The organism is Arthrobacter horti, from assembly GCF_030731045.1.
Classification (GTDB): Bacteria; Actinomycetota; Actinomycetes; order Actinomycetales; family Micrococcaceae; genus Arthrobacter_E; species Arthrobacter_E nanjingensis.
The window spans coordinates 40,787-56,691 of sequence record NZ_JAVALS010000015.1 but is presented as its reverse complement, the minus strand read 5'-3'; the positions used below and the strand labels follow the sequence as shown (position 1 = coordinate 56,691).

Below are 15,905 nucleotides of genomic sequence, written 5' to 3'. Positions count from 1 at the left end.
CACAGGGACCGCCCTCCCCGCCTTGGCCAGGTGGACGTCCAGCTTCCCCTCAACCCCCACCCACAGGGACCGCCCCGAGCGCAATTGCCCCGCCGAACCAGCTGTAGACCTCAACCCCCACCCACAGGGACCGCCCACTTCCTGACCAGGCGCAACATCTCCAGCCCCACCGATTCAGCTTCAACTCATCGCCGTCCTCCTGGCTGATCACTCCGCACGAACGGCTCCGCCGCCCGGTAGTAGGACACATCCTCGGAGACCTTCTGCTCGGTGGCCCAAAGGTGCAGCCCTCCGGCTCCCAGCCATTCGCTCGACGGAACCACACGGTGGACGTCCAGCAACGCCTCCAAGGTCAGCGGCTGGGCATTGAGCCACAAATGTACCGATGGAATCCTCGACCTCACGGTCACCCCAACCGCCCTCCGCCGCCCCCTCGGCCGGAACACCGTGTTGAACCCGTAGTGCGCCATCCCCACCAGGAACGGAATGTATCCGCTGTCCTGATCTGCCTTCGCACGATAGGACGCCGAGCGGTAATCCATCCCGAACATCTTCGCTGCTTCCGACCTCAGCAGGTGGAGTTCACCCTGCGACGATTGAAGCGCATGATCCACGGCCTCAAACAGCTGCGACAACTGCGCAGCCCGGCGCCCGCGCAGGTCCTTCACAAGCTCGAAATCGGCCACAGCCTTTCCGATGTGGCTGAGCGGATCGCTCCTCCCACGCGTCCAGATGGCCGCTACATTGCCCGCAACGTGATCGGGTTTGGAGGTCAGTCTCACCCATTCGAGATGGCATCCGGAGATCCATCGTTCGACGTCGTCGGCCACCAGCCCCGCGAACGGTGCCACCACCCGCCGGAATTCCTCCGTGGGCAGGCCGGACCTTCCTGCCGTGATCGTTCCACCCAGCTTTTCCTCGAGTTCCGCGTAGAACTCCCCCAACCTCACCATCGCGTCCCACAGCATCCCCCGCGAGCTGCCGCCGTCGTCGGCGATGACCGCGCTCCCGGCCTTCCAGCGCAGCGTGGCGCCGCTGTCTCTCCGGGCAAGGGCTCTCAAGAGCCCGACGGCGGTGCAGTAATCGGCCAGGTTGCCGGCGTCGAGACCTCGAAGCACCGTCTCGCGCTGCCGCGGCGCCGCGGCAGCAGCCTGCGGGCTGTCGTCAGAAAGGACGGTTTCGGGCCAAGCGTCCCCGAACTCCGGAACGGACTGAACGCTTCGAGACGCTACCGGCGTTCCACGGGGTGCCGCGGACACGGCCCAATCGCTCAACCGCAGCACGGCCTCCAGGTATGCCAAGCCCCACGGGCCGTGCTCATTCACCAGCCGATGGAACCTCGCTGCCTGGCCGTACGCCGGCACGTGGTTCTCGGCATGGTCGAGGGTCATCCTGTAGAACGGGCGCCCTTCCCCGTGATGGGACCCGACCAGGTGAATCGCGAGCGCATCTCCCCCGGCCTGTTCAAGCCTGGCCGCGGACAGCGCCTCGTGTCTCCAGCCGGGCTCGACGCCTGGCAGAGTGGAGTACCCGGATCTGTTCGTCCGTCTGGCGGTTCCTCCGCTCTTGGCGAGGATGGTGTTCGGATCGTAGTTCCCTACGGACCATTGCCACCCGGCCCGGGCCTTTCCGTGGTCATGCCAGGCCGCCGCCGTCTGTAGCGCCCTGAGAAACTCGGGACGCAGCTCGTGTGCCCCGTCCTCCACCATTCTCATCACGTCACGAGAGTGCTCACGCAGGCCCTGCTCAGCCGATTCGACAGTCCCCCGCGCTCCAGGTTCCCTGGCCTGCCCCCAGGACAGCACCCATTCAAAAGCCTGGTCACCGGTTCCGGGGATCCTTGTCAGAATCACGCCATCGGTTCCCCGTTCCTGTGCCCCGCTGACGCCGGCGTCGTCGAGCAGCGCGAGGGCCCGCTCTTTCAGCAGTTCCTCCCGCCGGGCCCACTCCCCGAGGTCTGGATCGAATGCCTGCCCGGCGAACTCTTTGGAAACGGCTTCAACAAGCTCAGCTAAGCTCCGACCGCCGGCCCAGCCATCCCGGGATGCCTGGGCGGCCAGAGAACCCAGACGGACCCGGTGGACCGAATCGTTACCCTCGCCGTCCCCCAGATCCGGGACTTCCGCAGACGCAGAGGGCTTCCAGGCCAGCCCGGCCCCGATCAGTCCCTTGGGCTCCCGCAGAAGCAGACCACCCTCCGCGGCGTCGACCAGCACTCTGGCGCCGGGGCCGATCGGCCCGGATTGCCACACCCAGCCGTTCCCCATCTGGACCCAGTACCTCCGTGGCTGCTGTTTCTCCGGCTGCGTGATCGGTACCGCTCCGGAGGACACGTCATCAAAGACTTCGGGGGAATGGGCCCAGCGCGCCCTCTGGAGAAATGCCCGCGCCGCTGCCACGGAGATTTCGAGCTCCTCCCCATCCCGGACGGGGAGCGCCGTCATGATCGCCCGGACCGCGCCCTCATTCTCCTGCCCCGGAGGGAGACCCTGCCGCCACACCAGCCGCACGTCGTCGGCGATGTCCGCGGAGCCGTGGAGAAACGGCACCACGGGCATGTCGACGACGGGCGCCGGGCAGGTCTGCAGCCACGTGGCCAGGTGCTCCCATAACAGGATGGGAGCCGCGACGGCAGGAGGATGGCACGCGCCGTCGACCACGCCATCCCGGATCGCCTGGGCGATCCCCAGGTAGCCGAGATGCGCCTGTGGCGACGATGCCTGCCATTGGCGCAGCGCCGCCGTCGTCGTGGCCGTCGCGTCCCCATAGGCGGGGTGGACGTCCTTGACGTCGACGACGACCATCTCACCGGATCCGTGTTCGGCCCGGCGGATCAGCCGGCCGGCGCGCTGGACGAGGTTGGGCCACGGCGCGGCCTCGGTGATGAGGAAGTCAAAGCTCAGGTCCGCGCCGACTTCAAGCGTCTGGGTGGAGACCACGACGACGGGCGTCGGCAGGGCGGTCGGCGCGCCGGGCCCTGCGGCATCGAGCACCCGTTGGTCGGTGTGTTCTCTATCCAGCGGGCGTGCGCGCCCCACCAGAAGCTCCACGTTCCACAACCGCCCGGCCTCGGAAGACTCCTGAAGTTCGTCGTAGACGTTCCGGGCGGAACTCACGGTGTTGACCATGACCGCCAGGCGGGTGGCACCGCGGCCCACTGCGGCTTTGACCTCATCCGTGTGAAGCCCCTTCCGGGGTTTGACGATCCGGAAGTCCTTTCTCACGGAGAGCAGTTCATGGACGCGCGGCTCGGCCAAATCATCCGGCGTGAGCTGGAACGCCGACTCGCACGTCACCACTTCGGAACGCGGGAGCGTGGCGCCCAGGACCACCGTCCGGAGTGATCGGTCCGTCCCGGCCCAGAGCTTCCGCCGAGGCCCGTCCGGCGTCCCTTGCTGGTAGAGGTCGATGGCGCGGAGAGTCTGGAGGAAGGGAACGGACAGGTGCGGCTCATCGAGAAGGAGGAGGGCATCCATCCCGAGCAGTCCTGCTTCCAAGGAGCGAGTCCGCTCGGAAACCCCGTACCCACGATGCAGCAGTCTCGAGCCGATCTGATCCACGGTGCCGAGCAGGATGGTAGGGGTCACCGGACTACGCCGCCAGTCGCGGTCACGAGGTGCCGCTCCGTGGAGCCGGGACACGTGAAGGACGTCCCCCTGCCGCAGCTCGCCGAACAGGCCCGCCCGCCGCTGTAGAGCGACGGCGACCTGTCGCAAGACGCCGTCGCTCCCGTGACCGCTGAGCGCTTGACGCAGCGCCTCCTGCAGACGGAGCGCCTCCTGGTAGGCGGCATCCACCACGGTTCTGCGGTCCACCACGTAGACGATCCGGGTCGGGGCGTTCCGGGAAGCTGCAGTGGCGAAGGCCGCCAGGATGACCGTGAACGTCTTGCCGAGGCCGGTCGGAACCTCGATCGCACCCGGCCACTCCCCGGTCTCCAGGACGGATGCGGCAAGGCGTTCCTGCCAGCGGTAGAGCTTCCGGCCGTCCGGATAAAGGCTCTGGTAGAAGTCACGGAATTCTGCGATTCCCCAATCGTTCACGACCGCTCTCCTCCCGAGTGGGACGGGCCCAACGGCAGGAGCAACCCATGACCGTCCTGGAGCGTCCTCGGCGACCGCGATTCGGACAGCGCCGCGGAGAACTTCACCGCCACATGCCAGGCGTCTCTCACCCGCAGGCTCTCTCCACCGGCCAGCATGGGGTGTCTCGACACGGCCAGTTCCTCAATTTCACCCCAGCCGGCGAGCTGGCGCTCGATCTTCCCGCGGAACGTGCCAGCGTCCTGTTCCGTGTCCCAGACCGGGGTGGCAGTCGCGAAGATCTGCGCCAAACGGGTCCAATGGCTCAGGCTGAGCCACCGCCCGGAGCCGGCCGGCTGCCACCCCCTGCTCAGCAGGGCCTGCCCGACCTCAACCAGAAGCGCAGGTTCGTCGGGAACGTGCACCGCAAGGCCCAGACGTCCGTTGGCGTACTTGTTGCCGACGTTCGCCAGAAGGATGGGCACCGCACTGTCGGGGAGACTCCGCCGCAGGCCTTGCATGTCCTGCTTGGCGCCGCGCAGGGCCCGGTATGGCATCGCGTCCCGCGGTTCGAAGGCCATCCACCGGAGCTTCTCCCAGTTCTCGGACTGCAGATAGTTGACGGCTTGGCCGCCCACGCGGCCTCCCATGGGCCGGACCTGGGTCAGGGCCACCCACTTCTGTTCCAGGCCGTCCAGGGTCCCGGGCCGCCAGGAGTGAAGGACCAGATGGCCGGCCCCCGGACGGTACTCTCGCAGGCCCGGTGCAGGGGTCCATGTCTCGGTCCTCCGCAGTAGCGCAGGGGACGTCGAACGCCCGAGGTAGGGGATCTCCATCAGCAGCTCGTCCAAGACCTCGAAGTCACCGGCGTCGAGTTCCCCACGGGGAATGTCGAAGACCACGGTCGGTGCCAGTGGGATCGCAGCCTGAAGGAACTTCTTTCCGCGGCTGGTGCTGATGTCCGGGTAGGCGTTGGCCTTGGTCCGGTTGTCATGTTTTCCGACGTCAATAGGCGCGTTCTTGGCCGACCGCCCGTCGGGAATGACCGGCACGAAAGTGGCGTGGCGCTGCAATTCGGCGGCCGGGGCCCAGACGACCGGGGCTGGACAGCGCTCGAACTTGCGCAGAACGGCCAACGCCCGCGCCTCCGCTTCGGCCCCGTGGATGATCCGAAGAGCCGCAGCCGCGCTGCGCAGCGCTCCGAACAGCCTGTAGGGATGCGGCGGCCACTCCGCGTCACCGCCCTCCGCGCGGGCGGCGTCGTACTTTCTGTGGAGGAAGTCCACATGAATCTGAAACGACGACGGCGGGGCGGCCGCCGCGTCCGGCCGGCGATCCAAGGCGGCCGCCTAAGCTTCCTTGAAGATCGGCTTGGGGGTGTTGGAGTCATCGATGAGCTTCCGGTAGCCGGGCGAGAGGCTCAGGCGGATGGTGTCCGACGCGTCGCCGATGATGGGGCCGCCGAGTTCGGCAAGTTCAGCTTTTGCCTGGTCCCAGGCTTCCTGGATCGCCTGCGGCGATGGGTCAAGGTCCCAGAGTTCGACCGTCCCGTCCCGCATGATCCACTCAATCTTCTTGGTCCCGGGGACACGGGCGAGGTCGCACCCGGAACGAAGGAACAGCCCGGTGTGTGCGCGGCCGGAGACGGCCAGGATCATGAGGGCGGCGGCGACGGCGGACCGCTGCTCGGGGGTGGTATCGAGGCCGAGGGGGATCGCAAGCAGGCCCCGGACGCTGATGGTCGATATCCAGTCGATCCGCTGCGCGGTGAATCCCTTGTCGCCGAGGTGTCCGGGAATCGCGCCGGCCCCCACCGCGGAAGCCTTTCCCGCGTCCTTGGTCCCCGGGGCAAAGACGTCGAAGAGCAGTTCGTCCGCGGCGGATGCTCCGACGTGGATGTCATTTCCTTCGTTGAAGAGGGCCGCTTTGACGGAGCTGCTGCGTACGGGGAAGGCGTCGTGAGCCACGATCGTGGAGCTGTACCGCCGGGCCAGACGGGGACGTTCTGCGCTCTGGCCGGTGCTGTAGGAATGCCAGAAGCCGTAGACCAGCGAGGGTGCCGCGTACCGGAGAAGGGGACCGAAGTCATCGGCCGAGGTGGTGATTATCGATCTCCCGAGCCCAGTCCGGGCGAAGGGCACCATGCCAGGTTCGACTTCTGCGAGTTCGGAGAGGTCCTCGTCGGGGCGGAGCTGTTTGTAGACGTCTTTCGATACGAGTGCGAAGCGGAAGATGGGATCTTGCTCGCGATGCGGGGTGTTCAGATTGGTGAACAGGCGTTGGCCGGTGAAGTAGTTGAGTTCTGGAACTTCGCCGGCGTTCACCACGAGTTCCAGGCGTGGAAGGCTCAGAATCTTCTCGTCGACAAGGCTGGCCAGGGCCTCCTCCGCGCGATTGCTCTGACTGGCCTCAGCGTCCACCAGGACGGATAAGGTGGTGAGGCGTTGCCCGTTCTCGAAGCGTGGTTCGCCGGAGGAGTCCGTGAGTCCTTGGACCCAGGTGGCGTAGCGACTGCCGTCTGCTTCTGCAGGGTAGGTGGGTGGCTGAAAGGTCTGGCCGTGTCCTGCGGTCGGTTCCAGTTCGTCACGGAACCGAAGGCTGACGGCCCCTTCGGAAATCTTGCGCTTGATGGTGTCCAGAATGTCGCTCATCGCGAGCCTCCCTGAAGACTTCGGCGTGCCGACCACCGGCACGCCGGATGGTTCCAGGGTGCGCGCAGGGGTGCCAGGGGTCAAGGAGGGAATTTTCGCGATTTCTTTTTCTTCACTCTACGCAGGCACATTTCCAGAACTTCTTGACAGAAGGACGCCCGAGAGAGACCTTGGATGGAGGCGGCACCGAGTCCCGTAGCGGTGCAACCCTCTGGAACGAGGTCTGGCCATGCCATTTGAGACGATCCTTTCGATCCGCTCTTCTGAGCGAACAATCACTCCGGGCGGCCTTCATAAGACCACCATGGAGCTCTTTCCTCACAATCTGCCCGACGGCAATCCGCGGCAAGCTGCCGGCATCCTCTTTCGCCGTGAGGACCGACATGTTCTAGTGCGCTCAGTGATTCCTCCATGCAAGCCGGCGCGCCTGGCTCGAATTGAGTCCCTGAATCCTGTCCAGCTCCCAACACTCAGAGGCACTGTGCGGCTTTCAGTCCGCTTGGCCTGCGAAGAAAACACGGACAGAGCTCCAGGGTTCCTCCCGGAGAACTCGAGAACCGCTCGGGACACACTTCCGATTCCACGGAATCGGCGCAAAACCTGGGCCCTCGAGAAGATGAGCCGCAACGGGTTTCTGTTCCTTGAGCAACCCGTGGCCACCATGGGCGAAGAACCCTTCGGCGACGGCCGGCCTCCGATTCCTTGGATCGAGTTGCATGGCGAAGCGTTGGTAGTCGACAACACGCGAGCCCTCATGGCGTGGGAACAGGGTGTCGGCCGTGGAAAATCCTACGGCTACGGACTCATAGTTATTGGCGTCTAGCCGCTCGAGCCCTGCCGACCCAGGGGTTGAGGATGGGCCCGCGTAGGGTGCAGAAGCAAAGCCCTCGGGCACCCGCGAAGGCGGGGTGACTGAATTCTGGCTCAGTCATGCGTTTGCCCTGACCGGATAGCGAGTATGCCTCACTCCACGCCCACGGCACCCCCGCGGACGCGCACGGCGTTGCCCCGCACCCAGGGACTTTCCAAGGGCGCGTTCACGGGCCTCTGGTACCAGCGGCATTTATCCCCACGCCCGGGGACATTCCCGCGTGTGGATTCTCGACGGGAAAAAGATCGAACCTTCGCCCCCGCACCCGCACCCGGGGACACTCCATCGTCTCCGGCGCGATTGGAGTCCTGTCCTTGCCTTTACCCCCGCGCTCGGGGACATTCCGCAGGGGCGACCGGCCGGGGCTCCTCTGCTTGGCCCCTACCCCCGCACCCGGGGACATTCCCTCACCGCAGAGGTCGGGTGAAACCGGACCAACCCTTTACCCCCGCGCTCGGGGACATTCCGACGTCCTGTTGCAGGCGCCCCCATGTGTGTGGCCTCTACCCCCGCGCTCAGGGACATTTCCACGACCCGCCGAAGAGGACTTCGATGCCGTAGCCTTTACCCCCGTGCTCGGGGACATTCCGCATCCTTCGTGACCGTGTACCCGAAGCCGAGCCCTTTACCCCCGCGCTCGGGGACGTTCCTCGCCCGCACCATCACCGACGACGAGGCCAAGACCTTTACCCCCGCGCTCGGGGACGTTCCGGGATCGATAAGACCGGTGATGCTCTCAAGGAGCCTTTACCCCCGCGCTCGGGGACGTTCCGACTTCTCCCGGGCCACAAGATCGGTGATGGCGCCTTTACCCCCGCGCTCGGGGACGTTCCATCGCGAGCTTCTGCTCGATCTTCCGGACGCTGCCTTTACCCCCGCGCTCGGGGACGTTCCCCAGGACCGGTACTCGTCGTAGCGGCGGACGCGCCTTTACCCCCGCGCTCGGGGACGTTCCATGTCAGCCCACGTCTGGCCAGGGATCGCCTTGCCTTTACCCCCGCGCTCGGGGACGTTCCTCGTCCCATCAGTGGGGTGCCGGCCATCAGGAGCCTTTACCCCCGCGCTCGGGGACGTTCCTCTTCTCCACCAGCGGAAACACCGCGGCACTGGCCCGATTTCATTCGACTTTATTCGCCGCGGCGTCCGCCTCCAGGCATTCAGAATCCGCCACCCGATCCGTTCAGCTCATGTATTCTCCCTCCCATGATCCCCGCGCTCCATCGTCCACGACACCGCGAAGCCGAGCAGCAGGCCCCAGAACGCCGAGCCGATGTTCGCGACGCTCAGCCCTGACACCGTCACCACGAACGTCACCAGCGCGCTGAGCGTGAAGTCCGTGCGGAACGCCGCCACGAACGCCTGTTGCAGCGAGCGGAACATCGCGATGCCGCCCAGTGCCAGGATGAACGACGGCGGCGCGGCGAGCATGAGCGCCGCGAACCCGGGCGCGAAGAGACCGAACACCACCAGCAGCACGCCGTAGAGCACCGCCGCGGAGTAGTGCTTCCGTTCCTCCCCCGACGAGGTCAGGATCGCGTTGGTGGGTCCCGTCAGGCAGGCGGAGACGCCACCCACCGAGGCGTTCGCGAAGGAGAACAGTCCGCACACCACAGCACACACGTTCACCGGCGGACGGTGGCCGGCCGCAGTCAGCACGGCTGTGCCTTGTCCGTTCTGAACCACCAGCACCGTGATGGCCAGAGGGACCACCAGCTCCAGCAGCGCCTGCGGCGAGAAGACCGGCGTGGTGAGGACCGGGGCGGCGAACCAGTCGCCGGCGCTCTGGAGCCTGAACCGCCCGGACAGCGCGACGGCGGCCGCCCCCACCAGCAGAGCGCCCAGCACGGGCGGCAGGAACCGTCCGAGACGCGGCAGTGCGGTCAGGAGGACGAATGCCAGGATCATCGGGAGGACCAGTCCGGGGTCGGATTGCCCGGAAGCCACCAGGTCCGTGCCGAATTTGAGGAACACCCCTGCCACCATGGCCATGACCACCGGGAGCGGAATGGCGGACATGACGGTCCGGACCAGCCCGCTGAGGCCGAGGAGGAGCATGAGCGCCGCGGTGGCGAAGAACGCTCCCACCACCTCCGGCCAGCTCAGGTGGGTCAGCGCGGTTCCCACCAGCACCGTTCCGGGGATGGTGAAGGCGAAACCGAGCGGCTGCCGGTAGAGCAGCGAGGCCAGGATCGTCAGGACCCCGCCGAAGAAGAAGACCCCGAACAGCCAGGACGCCAGCTGGGCCGTGCTGAGCCCGCCGGTCCGGCCGACGGCCAGGATGACGGCCACGGGCCCGGTGACGGTGAAGACGGTGCCGATCAGGGCGTTGCTGAACGACGCCGGCTCCAGGTCTCGGAGAAACACCCGCGGAGAGGCCGGACGCAGGCCAGGCCGCTCCAGCAGCGGAGTCTTCCCCCTCGTCATGGCGCTCCTTCGGACCCTGGACCGCCGGGCCTGACGCATGAGCCGTCGCCGGGCAGTCCTGGATCCGTTATACGCCCAGTCCGGCCTCTCCGCGCATCCGTTCCACGAAAACGGTGCCCTGATTTCACCTGGGCGCGGCAATATCCACACCCAGGAGAATCCGGGGCACCGAAAGCGGGAGCCGCGCGGACAGATCCGCGCGGCTCCCGGCGTCGTCGTTCCTCTGGCGGCGGCCCGGACTCAGATCGTGGCGACGTCGATCACGAAGCGGTACCTCACGTCGGAAGCGAGCACGCGCTCGTAGGCCTCGTTGACCTGGTCCGCCGTGATGAGCTCGATGTCCGCACCGATGCCGTGCTCGGCACAGAAGTCGAGCATCTCCTGGGTCTCACGGATGCCGCCGATGTTGGAACCGGCCAGCGTGCGGGCTCCGCTGATGAGGCTGAAGACGCCCACCTCGAGCGGCTCGGCCGGAGCCCCCACGCACACCATGGCGCCGTGCGGCTTGACCAGGCGCAGGTAGTCGTCCAGCGAGATCTTGGCGCTGACGGTGTTGAGGACGAGGTCGAAGCTCTTCCTCAGGTCCGTGAAGGTGTTCTCATCGCTGGTGGCGTAGTAGTGGTCGGCTCCCAGGCGGAGGCCGTCCTCCTGCTTCTTCAGCGACTGCGACAGCACTGTGACCTCGGCGCCCATCGCGTGCGCGAGCTTGACGGCCATGTGGCCAAGCCCGCCCAGGCCCACGACGGCGACCTTCTTGCCCGGCCCCGCACCCCAGCGACGCAGCGGCGCGTAGGTGGTGATGCCGGCGCAGAGAAGCGGCGCCGCGACGTCGAGCCCGATGCCGTCCGGGATGTTCAGCGTGAACGCGTCATTGACGACGACGTGGGTGGAGTACCCGCCCTGGGTCACGGTGCCGTCGCGGTCCACGGAGGCGTAGGTGCCGACATTGCCGTTCAGGCAGTCCTGCTCCTGGCCGGCCAGGCACTGCTCGCATTCGCGGCAGGAGTTGACCAGGCAGCCGACGCCGACGCGGTCACCGACGGCGCGCGTGGTCACCTCGGAGCCGACGGCGGCCACGATCCCGGCGATCTCATGGCCCGGGGTCAGCGGGTACGGGACGGGTCCCCAGTCGCCGCGGACGGCGTGGATGTCGGAGTGGCAGATGCCCGCGTACTTGATCTCGATCAGGACATCGTGCGGGCCCAGTTCGCGCCGCTCCACCGTGGTGCGGATGAGCGGTTCAGTGGCGGAGGGGGCGGCGAGTGCGGCGACCGTGGACATGGGGGACTCCTTCGCGGTGGCGTATGGCTTCAGATCCACTCTATGCCCCAACCAGGTGGACTATCTGGGTCCGCGCCAGACCACCACGGCCTGGCTCCGCGGGCCGGGGCGCTGGCCGCGGGCCAGGGAGACCACGTCGCCCGCCGCCATCCCGGCCGCGAACACGCGCGACTCGGGGGCGGAAGGCCGCCGCTCCAGTTCCTGGGTCAGCTCACGGACCCGCGCCTGCAAGGCCGCGACCTGATTCTCCAGGTCCAGGATCCGCTTGATGCCCTCCAGGGAGACACCCTCCTGGGAGAGCCGCTGCACCTCACGCAGGCGGTCGACGTCGCGCTGTGAATAGCGGCGCGCCTTGCCCGGCGCACGGCTCGGCGAGACGATGCCCAGCCGGTCGTACTGCCGCAGTGTCTGCGGGTGCATTTCGGCGAGCTCGGCGGCAACCGAGATCACGAACAGGGGTTGATTCAGATCGATCGCCATGGCTCACCTCCTACAGTGCGGCGCGGACAGCCAGACCCGCGCGCGGATCCTCACCGGCGGTCGCGGCAGCGAACGCCTCGATGGCCTCCTTGGCCTCGTCGTTCAGCTTCTGGGGGACGACGACGTCGACCGTCACCAGCAGATCGCCGGTCTCCTTGGCGGTCTTCACACCGCGGCCCTTGACGCGCAGCGTGCGGCCGCCGGGGGTCCCGGCGGGCAGGTGCAGCTTGACCTTGTCGCCTTCCATGGTCGGCACCTCAATCGTCCCACCGAGCGCGGCCTCGTTGAAGCTCACCGGCACGTGGATGCGGATGCTGTTGCCGTCGCGCTTGAAGAACGGGTGTTCCTTGACGTTGACGGTGATGATCAGGTCGCCGTTGCCCGCTGCGCCGGGGTTGCCCTTGCCGCGCTGGCGGACCTTCTGGCCGTCCTTGATGCCGGCCGGGATCTTGACGTCGATGACATTGCCGTCGACCTCCCGGAGACTGACCGTGGTGCCCTGGATGGAGCCCTTGAAGGAGATCGACGTGCTCGCGGTCCGGTCCGAACCCTTGGTGGGCGCCTGCTGGAAGCCACCGCCGAAACCGCCGCCGAAGAGGTCGGCGAATTCCGGCGGGATGCCACCGGCTCCGCCACGGCCCCGGCCGCCCTGGTTGAAGATGCCGCCGAAGAGGTCCTCGAAGCCGCCCGCGTTGCCGTTGTGGCCACCCGGGGCGAAGCGCGCCCCGCCGCCCATGGCGCGGATGGCGTCGTACTGCTGCCGGTCCTCCGGGTTGGACAGCACGGAGTTGGCCTCGGTGATGTCCTTGAACTTCTTCTCCGCCTCGGCATCCCCGGCGTTGGTGTCCGGGTGGTACTTCCGGGCGAGCTTGCGGTACGCCTTCTTGATGTCGGCGTCGGACGCGTCCTTGGCGACACCAAGGATTGCGTAAAAGTCCTTCTCAACCCAGTCCTGGCTTGCCAAGGGCGTTTCCTTTCCTGTTCTAAGTCTGTAGTTGCGTTGCGGGTGGCCGGGTGCGCTTCGGCCGAGTAGAGGGCCGTGCCCGCTTCGCGGTGCCCGCCACGCCGCGGCCCCATATACAGCCACGCGCCTGACGCGGTCACGTCACCTTTGCGGACCACACAGCGCCGCCTTCCAGCCTGGGCAGGAAAGAAACGCCGTACTTGGGGTTTGAAGATACCCCGGGCCGTTCCTTAACCCAACCAGGGCTTCCGGCCGGTGGACGTCCGCCCGCGTCCTGCGGGGTATGTCATCGTGCGGGCGCCCAAGGTGAGGTGCCCGCGGCGCCGCGAGTGGCGCGTGGTTGGACAGGGGGCGGCGGTGTGGAGGGCACCGCGAAGCGGGCACCGCCCCCTGTCCAACCGAAGCGCCGCGGCGCCTCAGGCGAGCAACCCCTTACGGAACCGCGACGATCACCTGTGCGGCCCGCAGGACGCGGGCGGAGGTGCGGTAGCCGGCCCGGAGGACTTGGCTGACCGTGTCCACGTCGACCTCGCCCGGCTGCTGGATGAGGGCCTCGTGGATGTTCGGGTCGAACTCCACGCCGGTCTCCTCGATGCGCTCCAGGCCATAGGTCTTGAGCGTGTTCTCCAGCTTGGCGGCGATCGCGGCGAACGGGCCGTCGGCCAGGTCGCCGTGGGCGCGGGCCGCGTCGATGTCGTCCATGACCGGGAGAATCGCGTTCAGGACGCCGATCACGGCCATCTCGCCCGCCACGGCCCGGTCACGCTCCACGCGCTTGCGGTAGTTGACGTACTCGGCCTGAAGGCGCAGCAGGTCGTTGCGCAGTTCCTCGGCCTCGGCGGTCGCCGGGGCGGCCTCCGCCTCAGCGCCGGCGGCGTTGAGGATCTCCTCGGCCTGGCTGAGAGCGTCAGCTGTGGCGCCGGCGTCGTGCGCGTCCGTTCCCTGCTCCGCGCTCTCGGGGTGCCGCGCCTCGCCGGTCACCGGGTCAACCTTGCGGTTGTCCCGGATGACCGGCTCCTGGCGCTCTTCCCCGGTCCCGGAGCCGTGCTCTGCTTCGTTACCGTGGTGCGGCATGGTTACTTCTTCTCGTCTTCGTCGATGATCTCGGCGTCGACGATGTCCTCTTCGGCGGCACCGGCGGAAGCGGCGCCGTCCTGGGAGGCCTCGCCGGCCTGAGCCTGGGCGTAGATGGCCTCGCCGAGCTTCGTCTGGGAAGCCTGCAGCTTCTCGAACGCGGCCTTCACGGCGTCGTCATCGGTGCCCTCGAGGGCGGCCTTGAGGGCGTCGACGTCGGCCTTGACTTCGGTCTTGACCTCTTCCGGCAGCTTGTCGCTGTTGTCCGCGATGAGCTTGTCCGTGGAGTAGGCGAGCTGCTCGGCGGAGTTGCGGATGTCGGCGGCCTCGCGGCGCTTCTTGTCCTCGGCGGCGTGAGCCTCGGCGTCGGCCACCATGCGCTCGATGTCCTCCTTGGACAGCGCGCTGCCACCGGAGATCGTCATGGACTGCTCGGTGCCGGTGCCCTTGTCCTTGGCGGAGACGTGCACGATGCCGTTGGCGTCGATGTCGAAGGTGACCTCGATCTGCGGCACGCCGCGCGGGGCGGGGGCGATGCCGGTCAGCTCGAAGGTGCCCAGCGGCTTGTTGTCCCGGGTGAACTCGCGCTCGCCCTGGAAGACCTGGATGGACACGGACGGCTGGTTGTCATCCGCGGTGGTGAAGGTCTCGCTCCGCTTGGTGGGGATGGCGGTGTTGCGCTCGATCAGCTTGGTCATGACGCCGCCCTTGGTCTCGATACCGAGGGAAAGCGGGGTCACGTCGATCAGGAGCACGTCCTTGCGCTCACCCTTGAGGACGCCGGCCTGCAGGGCGGCGCCGACGGCGACGACCTCGTCCGGGTTGACGCCCTTGTTGGGCTCCTTGCCGCCGGCGAGCTCCTTGACCAGCTCGGAGACGGCGGGCATACGGGTGGAACCACCCACGAGCACGATGTGGTCGATGTCGGAGACCTTGATGCCGGCCTCGGCGATGACGTCGTGGAACGGCTTCTTGGTGCGCTCCAGCAGATCCTTGGTCAGGTCCTGGAACTTGGCGCGGGTCAGGGACTCGTCCAAGTGCACCGGGCCGTCCGGGGTGACGGAGAGGTACTGCAGGGAGATGTTGGTGCTGGTGGAGGAGGAGAGTTCCTTCTTGGCCTGCTCCGCGGCCTCACGCAGACGCTGGAGGGCGATCTTGTCCTTGGACAGGTCCACGCCCTTCACCTTGAGCTGGTTCAGCAGGTAGTCCACCACGCGCTGATCCCAGTCGTCGCCGCCCAGGCGGTTGTCACCGGCGGTGGCGCGGACCTGGATGGTGGAGAAGCCGTCATCGTCCTTGCCGACTTCCAGCAGGGAGACGTCGAAGGTGCCGCCGCCGAGGTCGAAGACCAGGATGAGTTCGTCTTCCTTGCCCTTGTCCAGGCCGTAGGCCAGGGCCGCCGCGGTGGGCTCGTTGACGATGCGCAGGACGTTCAGGCCGGCGATCTCGCCGGCTTCCTTGGTGGCCTGGCGCTCGGCGTCGTTGAAGTAGGCCGGGACGGTGATGACCGCGTCGGTGACCTTCTCGCCCAGGTACGCCTCGGCGTCGTTCTTGAGCTTCATGAGCGTACGGGCGGAGATCTCCTGCGCCGTGTACTTCTTGCCGTCGATGTCCACGGTCCAGTCGGTGCCCATGTGGCGCTTGACGGAGGCGATGGTGCGGTCGATGTTGTTGACGGCCTGGCGCTTGGCGATCTCGCCGACCAGGACCTCGCCGGTCTTGGAGAACGCGACGACGGACGGCGTGGTGCGGCCGCCTTCGGCGTTGGCGATGACGGTGGGCTCGCCACCTTCCAGGACGGACACGACCGAGTTGGTGGTTCCGAGGTCGATGCCTACTGCACGGGACATGCTGTGTTTCCTTCCGTTGCCGAATGAAGTGGTCTGCGCCCAATCCTTGAGCGCGCTGCACTCAACTTTACTCTTAAGCTTCCGGGTGTCAAACGAAGTTGAGTCGAGTACGCTCAAGTTCACTGCGGGCGAACGGCGGCGCGGAATGCACGACGGCGCTCGGTCCGGCACCCAGGCGCCCGCACGGACGCTGGGCGCCCCAATCGGGGAGCCGGGAGTCAAGACGGGCGCCCCGCCACAGCCCCACGAGCGATTCCGGCGCCCTGACTTCCTTCCGGCGCGGCAATA

At 67.2% G+C, this 15,905-nt stretch carries 10 protein-coding genes; 1 reads left to right on the top strand and 9 read right to left on the bottom strand.

All coding sequences use genetic code 11. The annotated features are described in order from the left end of the window. Positions 1 to 185: 185 nt before the first annotated feature. The 3 genes from cas3g to Q9R02_RS15010 are packed head-to-tail and all read right to left on the bottom strand — an operon-like array spanning position 186 to position 6,673. Positions 186 to 4,043: a type I-G CRISPR-associated helicase/endonuclease Cas3g gene (gene cas3g / locus Q9R02_RS15020; protein ID WP_305997520.1), complete on the bottom strand. Its 3,858-nt coding sequence runs from the start codon at positions 4,041 to 4,043 to the stop codon at positions 186 to 188. Beyond that, complete coding sequence (csb2, locus tag Q9R02_RS15015) at positions 4,040 to 5,362, bottom strand: type I-G CRISPR-associated protein Csb2 (protein ID WP_305997519.1); 1,323 nt, start codon at positions 5,360 to 5,362, stop codon at positions 4,040 to 4,042. Before csb2 ends, cas3g begins: the two co-directional genes overlap by 4 nt. A gap of 9 nt (positions 5,363 to 5,371) precedes the next feature. Next, positions 5,372 to 6,673 carry a type I-G CRISPR-associated protein Cas7 gene (locus Q9R02_RS15010; protein WP_305997518.1) on the bottom strand — a complete coding sequence of 434 codons (1,302 nt, stop codon included), beginning with the start codon at positions 6,671 to 6,673 and terminating at the stop codon, positions 5,372 to 5,374. A 229-nt stretch (positions 6,674 to 6,902) separates the two neighbouring features. Here Q9R02_RS15010 and Q9R02_RS16535 point away from each other — a divergent pair, with 229 nt between their 5' ends. Beyond that, positions 6,903 to 7,496 carry a type I-E CRISPR-associated protein Cas6/Cse3/CasE gene (locus Q9R02_RS16535; RefSeq protein ID WP_367575479.1) on the top strand — a complete coding sequence of 198 codons (594 nt, stop codon included), beginning with the start codon at positions 6,903 to 6,905 and terminating at the stop codon, positions 7,494 to 7,496. 1,233 nt (positions 7,497 to 8,729) lie between these two features. Here the strand turns inward: Q9R02_RS16535 and Q9R02_RS15005 are convergent. From Q9R02_RS15005 to dnaK, 6 genes are all read right to left on the bottom strand, one after another. Continuing rightward, positions 8,730 to 9,968 (bottom strand): benzoate/H(+) symporter BenE family transporter, encoded by a 1,239-nt coding sequence (locus Q9R02_RS15005; RefSeq protein WP_305997517.1) that lies wholly within the window; start codon positions 9,966 to 9,968, stop codon positions 8,730 to 8,732. 240 nt (positions 9,969 to 10,208) lie between these two features. After that, positions 10,209 to 11,249 carry an NAD(P)-dependent alcohol dehydrogenase gene (locus Q9R02_RS15000; protein WP_305997516.1) on the bottom strand — a complete coding sequence of 347 codons (1,041 nt, stop codon included), beginning with the start codon at positions 11,247 to 11,249 and terminating at the stop codon, positions 10,209 to 10,211. A gap of 60 nt (positions 11,250 to 11,309) precedes the next feature. Then, positions 11,310 to 11,729 carry a heat shock protein transcriptional repressor HspR gene (locus Q9R02_RS14995; protein ID WP_305997515.1) on the bottom strand — a complete coding sequence of 140 codons (420 nt, stop codon included), beginning with the start codon at positions 11,727 to 11,729 and terminating at the stop codon, positions 11,310 to 11,312. Positions 11,730 to 11,739: 10 nt separating this feature from the next. Next, positions 11,740 to 12,693, bottom strand: coding sequence for a DnaJ C-terminal domain-containing protein (locus Q9R02_RS14990; RefSeq protein WP_305997514.1), 954 nt, complete (start codon positions 12,691 to 12,693; stop codon positions 11,740 to 11,742). 432 nt (positions 12,694 to 13,125) lie between these two features. Then, positions 13,126 to 13,767: a nucleotide exchange factor GrpE gene (locus tag Q9R02_RS14985; protein ID WP_305997513.1), complete on the bottom strand. Its 642-nt coding sequence runs from the start codon at positions 13,765 to 13,767 to the stop codon at positions 13,126 to 13,128. 2 nt (positions 13,768 to 13,769) lie between these two features. Further along, entirely contained in the window at positions 13,770 to 15,617 is a 1,848-nt protein-coding gene (gene dnaK / locus Q9R02_RS14980) for a molecular chaperone DnaK (RefSeq protein ID WP_305997512.1), read from the bottom strand. Between the last annotated feature and the right edge of the window lie 288 nt (positions 15,618 to 15,905).

What these genes read in the sequence shown, in the direction of transcription:
- Q9R02_RS15010 (WP_305997518.1), bottom strand. Translation starts at nt 6,673, where the DNA reads ATGAGCGACATTCTGGACACCATCAAGCGCAAGATTTCCGAAGGGGCC.
- Q9R02_RS16535 (WP_367575479.1), top strand. Translation starts at nt 6,903, where the DNA reads ATGCCATTTGAGACGATCCTTTCGATCCGCTCTTCTGAGCGAACAATC.
- Q9R02_RS15005 (WP_305997517.1), bottom strand. Translation starts at nt 9,968, where the DNA reads ATGACGAGGGGGAAGACTCCGCTGCTGGAGCGGCCTGGCCTGCGTCCG.
- Q9R02_RS15000 (WP_305997516.1), bottom strand. Translation starts at nt 11,249, where the DNA reads ATGTCCACGGTCGCCGCACTCGCCGCCCCCTCCGCCACTGAACCGCTC.
- Q9R02_RS14995 (WP_305997515.1), bottom strand. Translation starts at nt 11,729, where the DNA reads ATGGCGATCGATCTGAATCAACCCCTGTTCGTGATCTCGGTTGCCGCC.
- Q9R02_RS14985 (WP_305997513.1), bottom strand. Translation starts at nt 13,767, where the DNA reads ATGCCGCACCACGGTAACGAAGCAGAGCACGGCTCCGGGACCGGGGAA.
- dnaK (WP_305997512.1), bottom strand. Translation starts at nt 15,617, where the DNA reads ATGTCCCGTGCAGTAGGCATCGACCTCGGAACCACCAACTCGGTCGTG.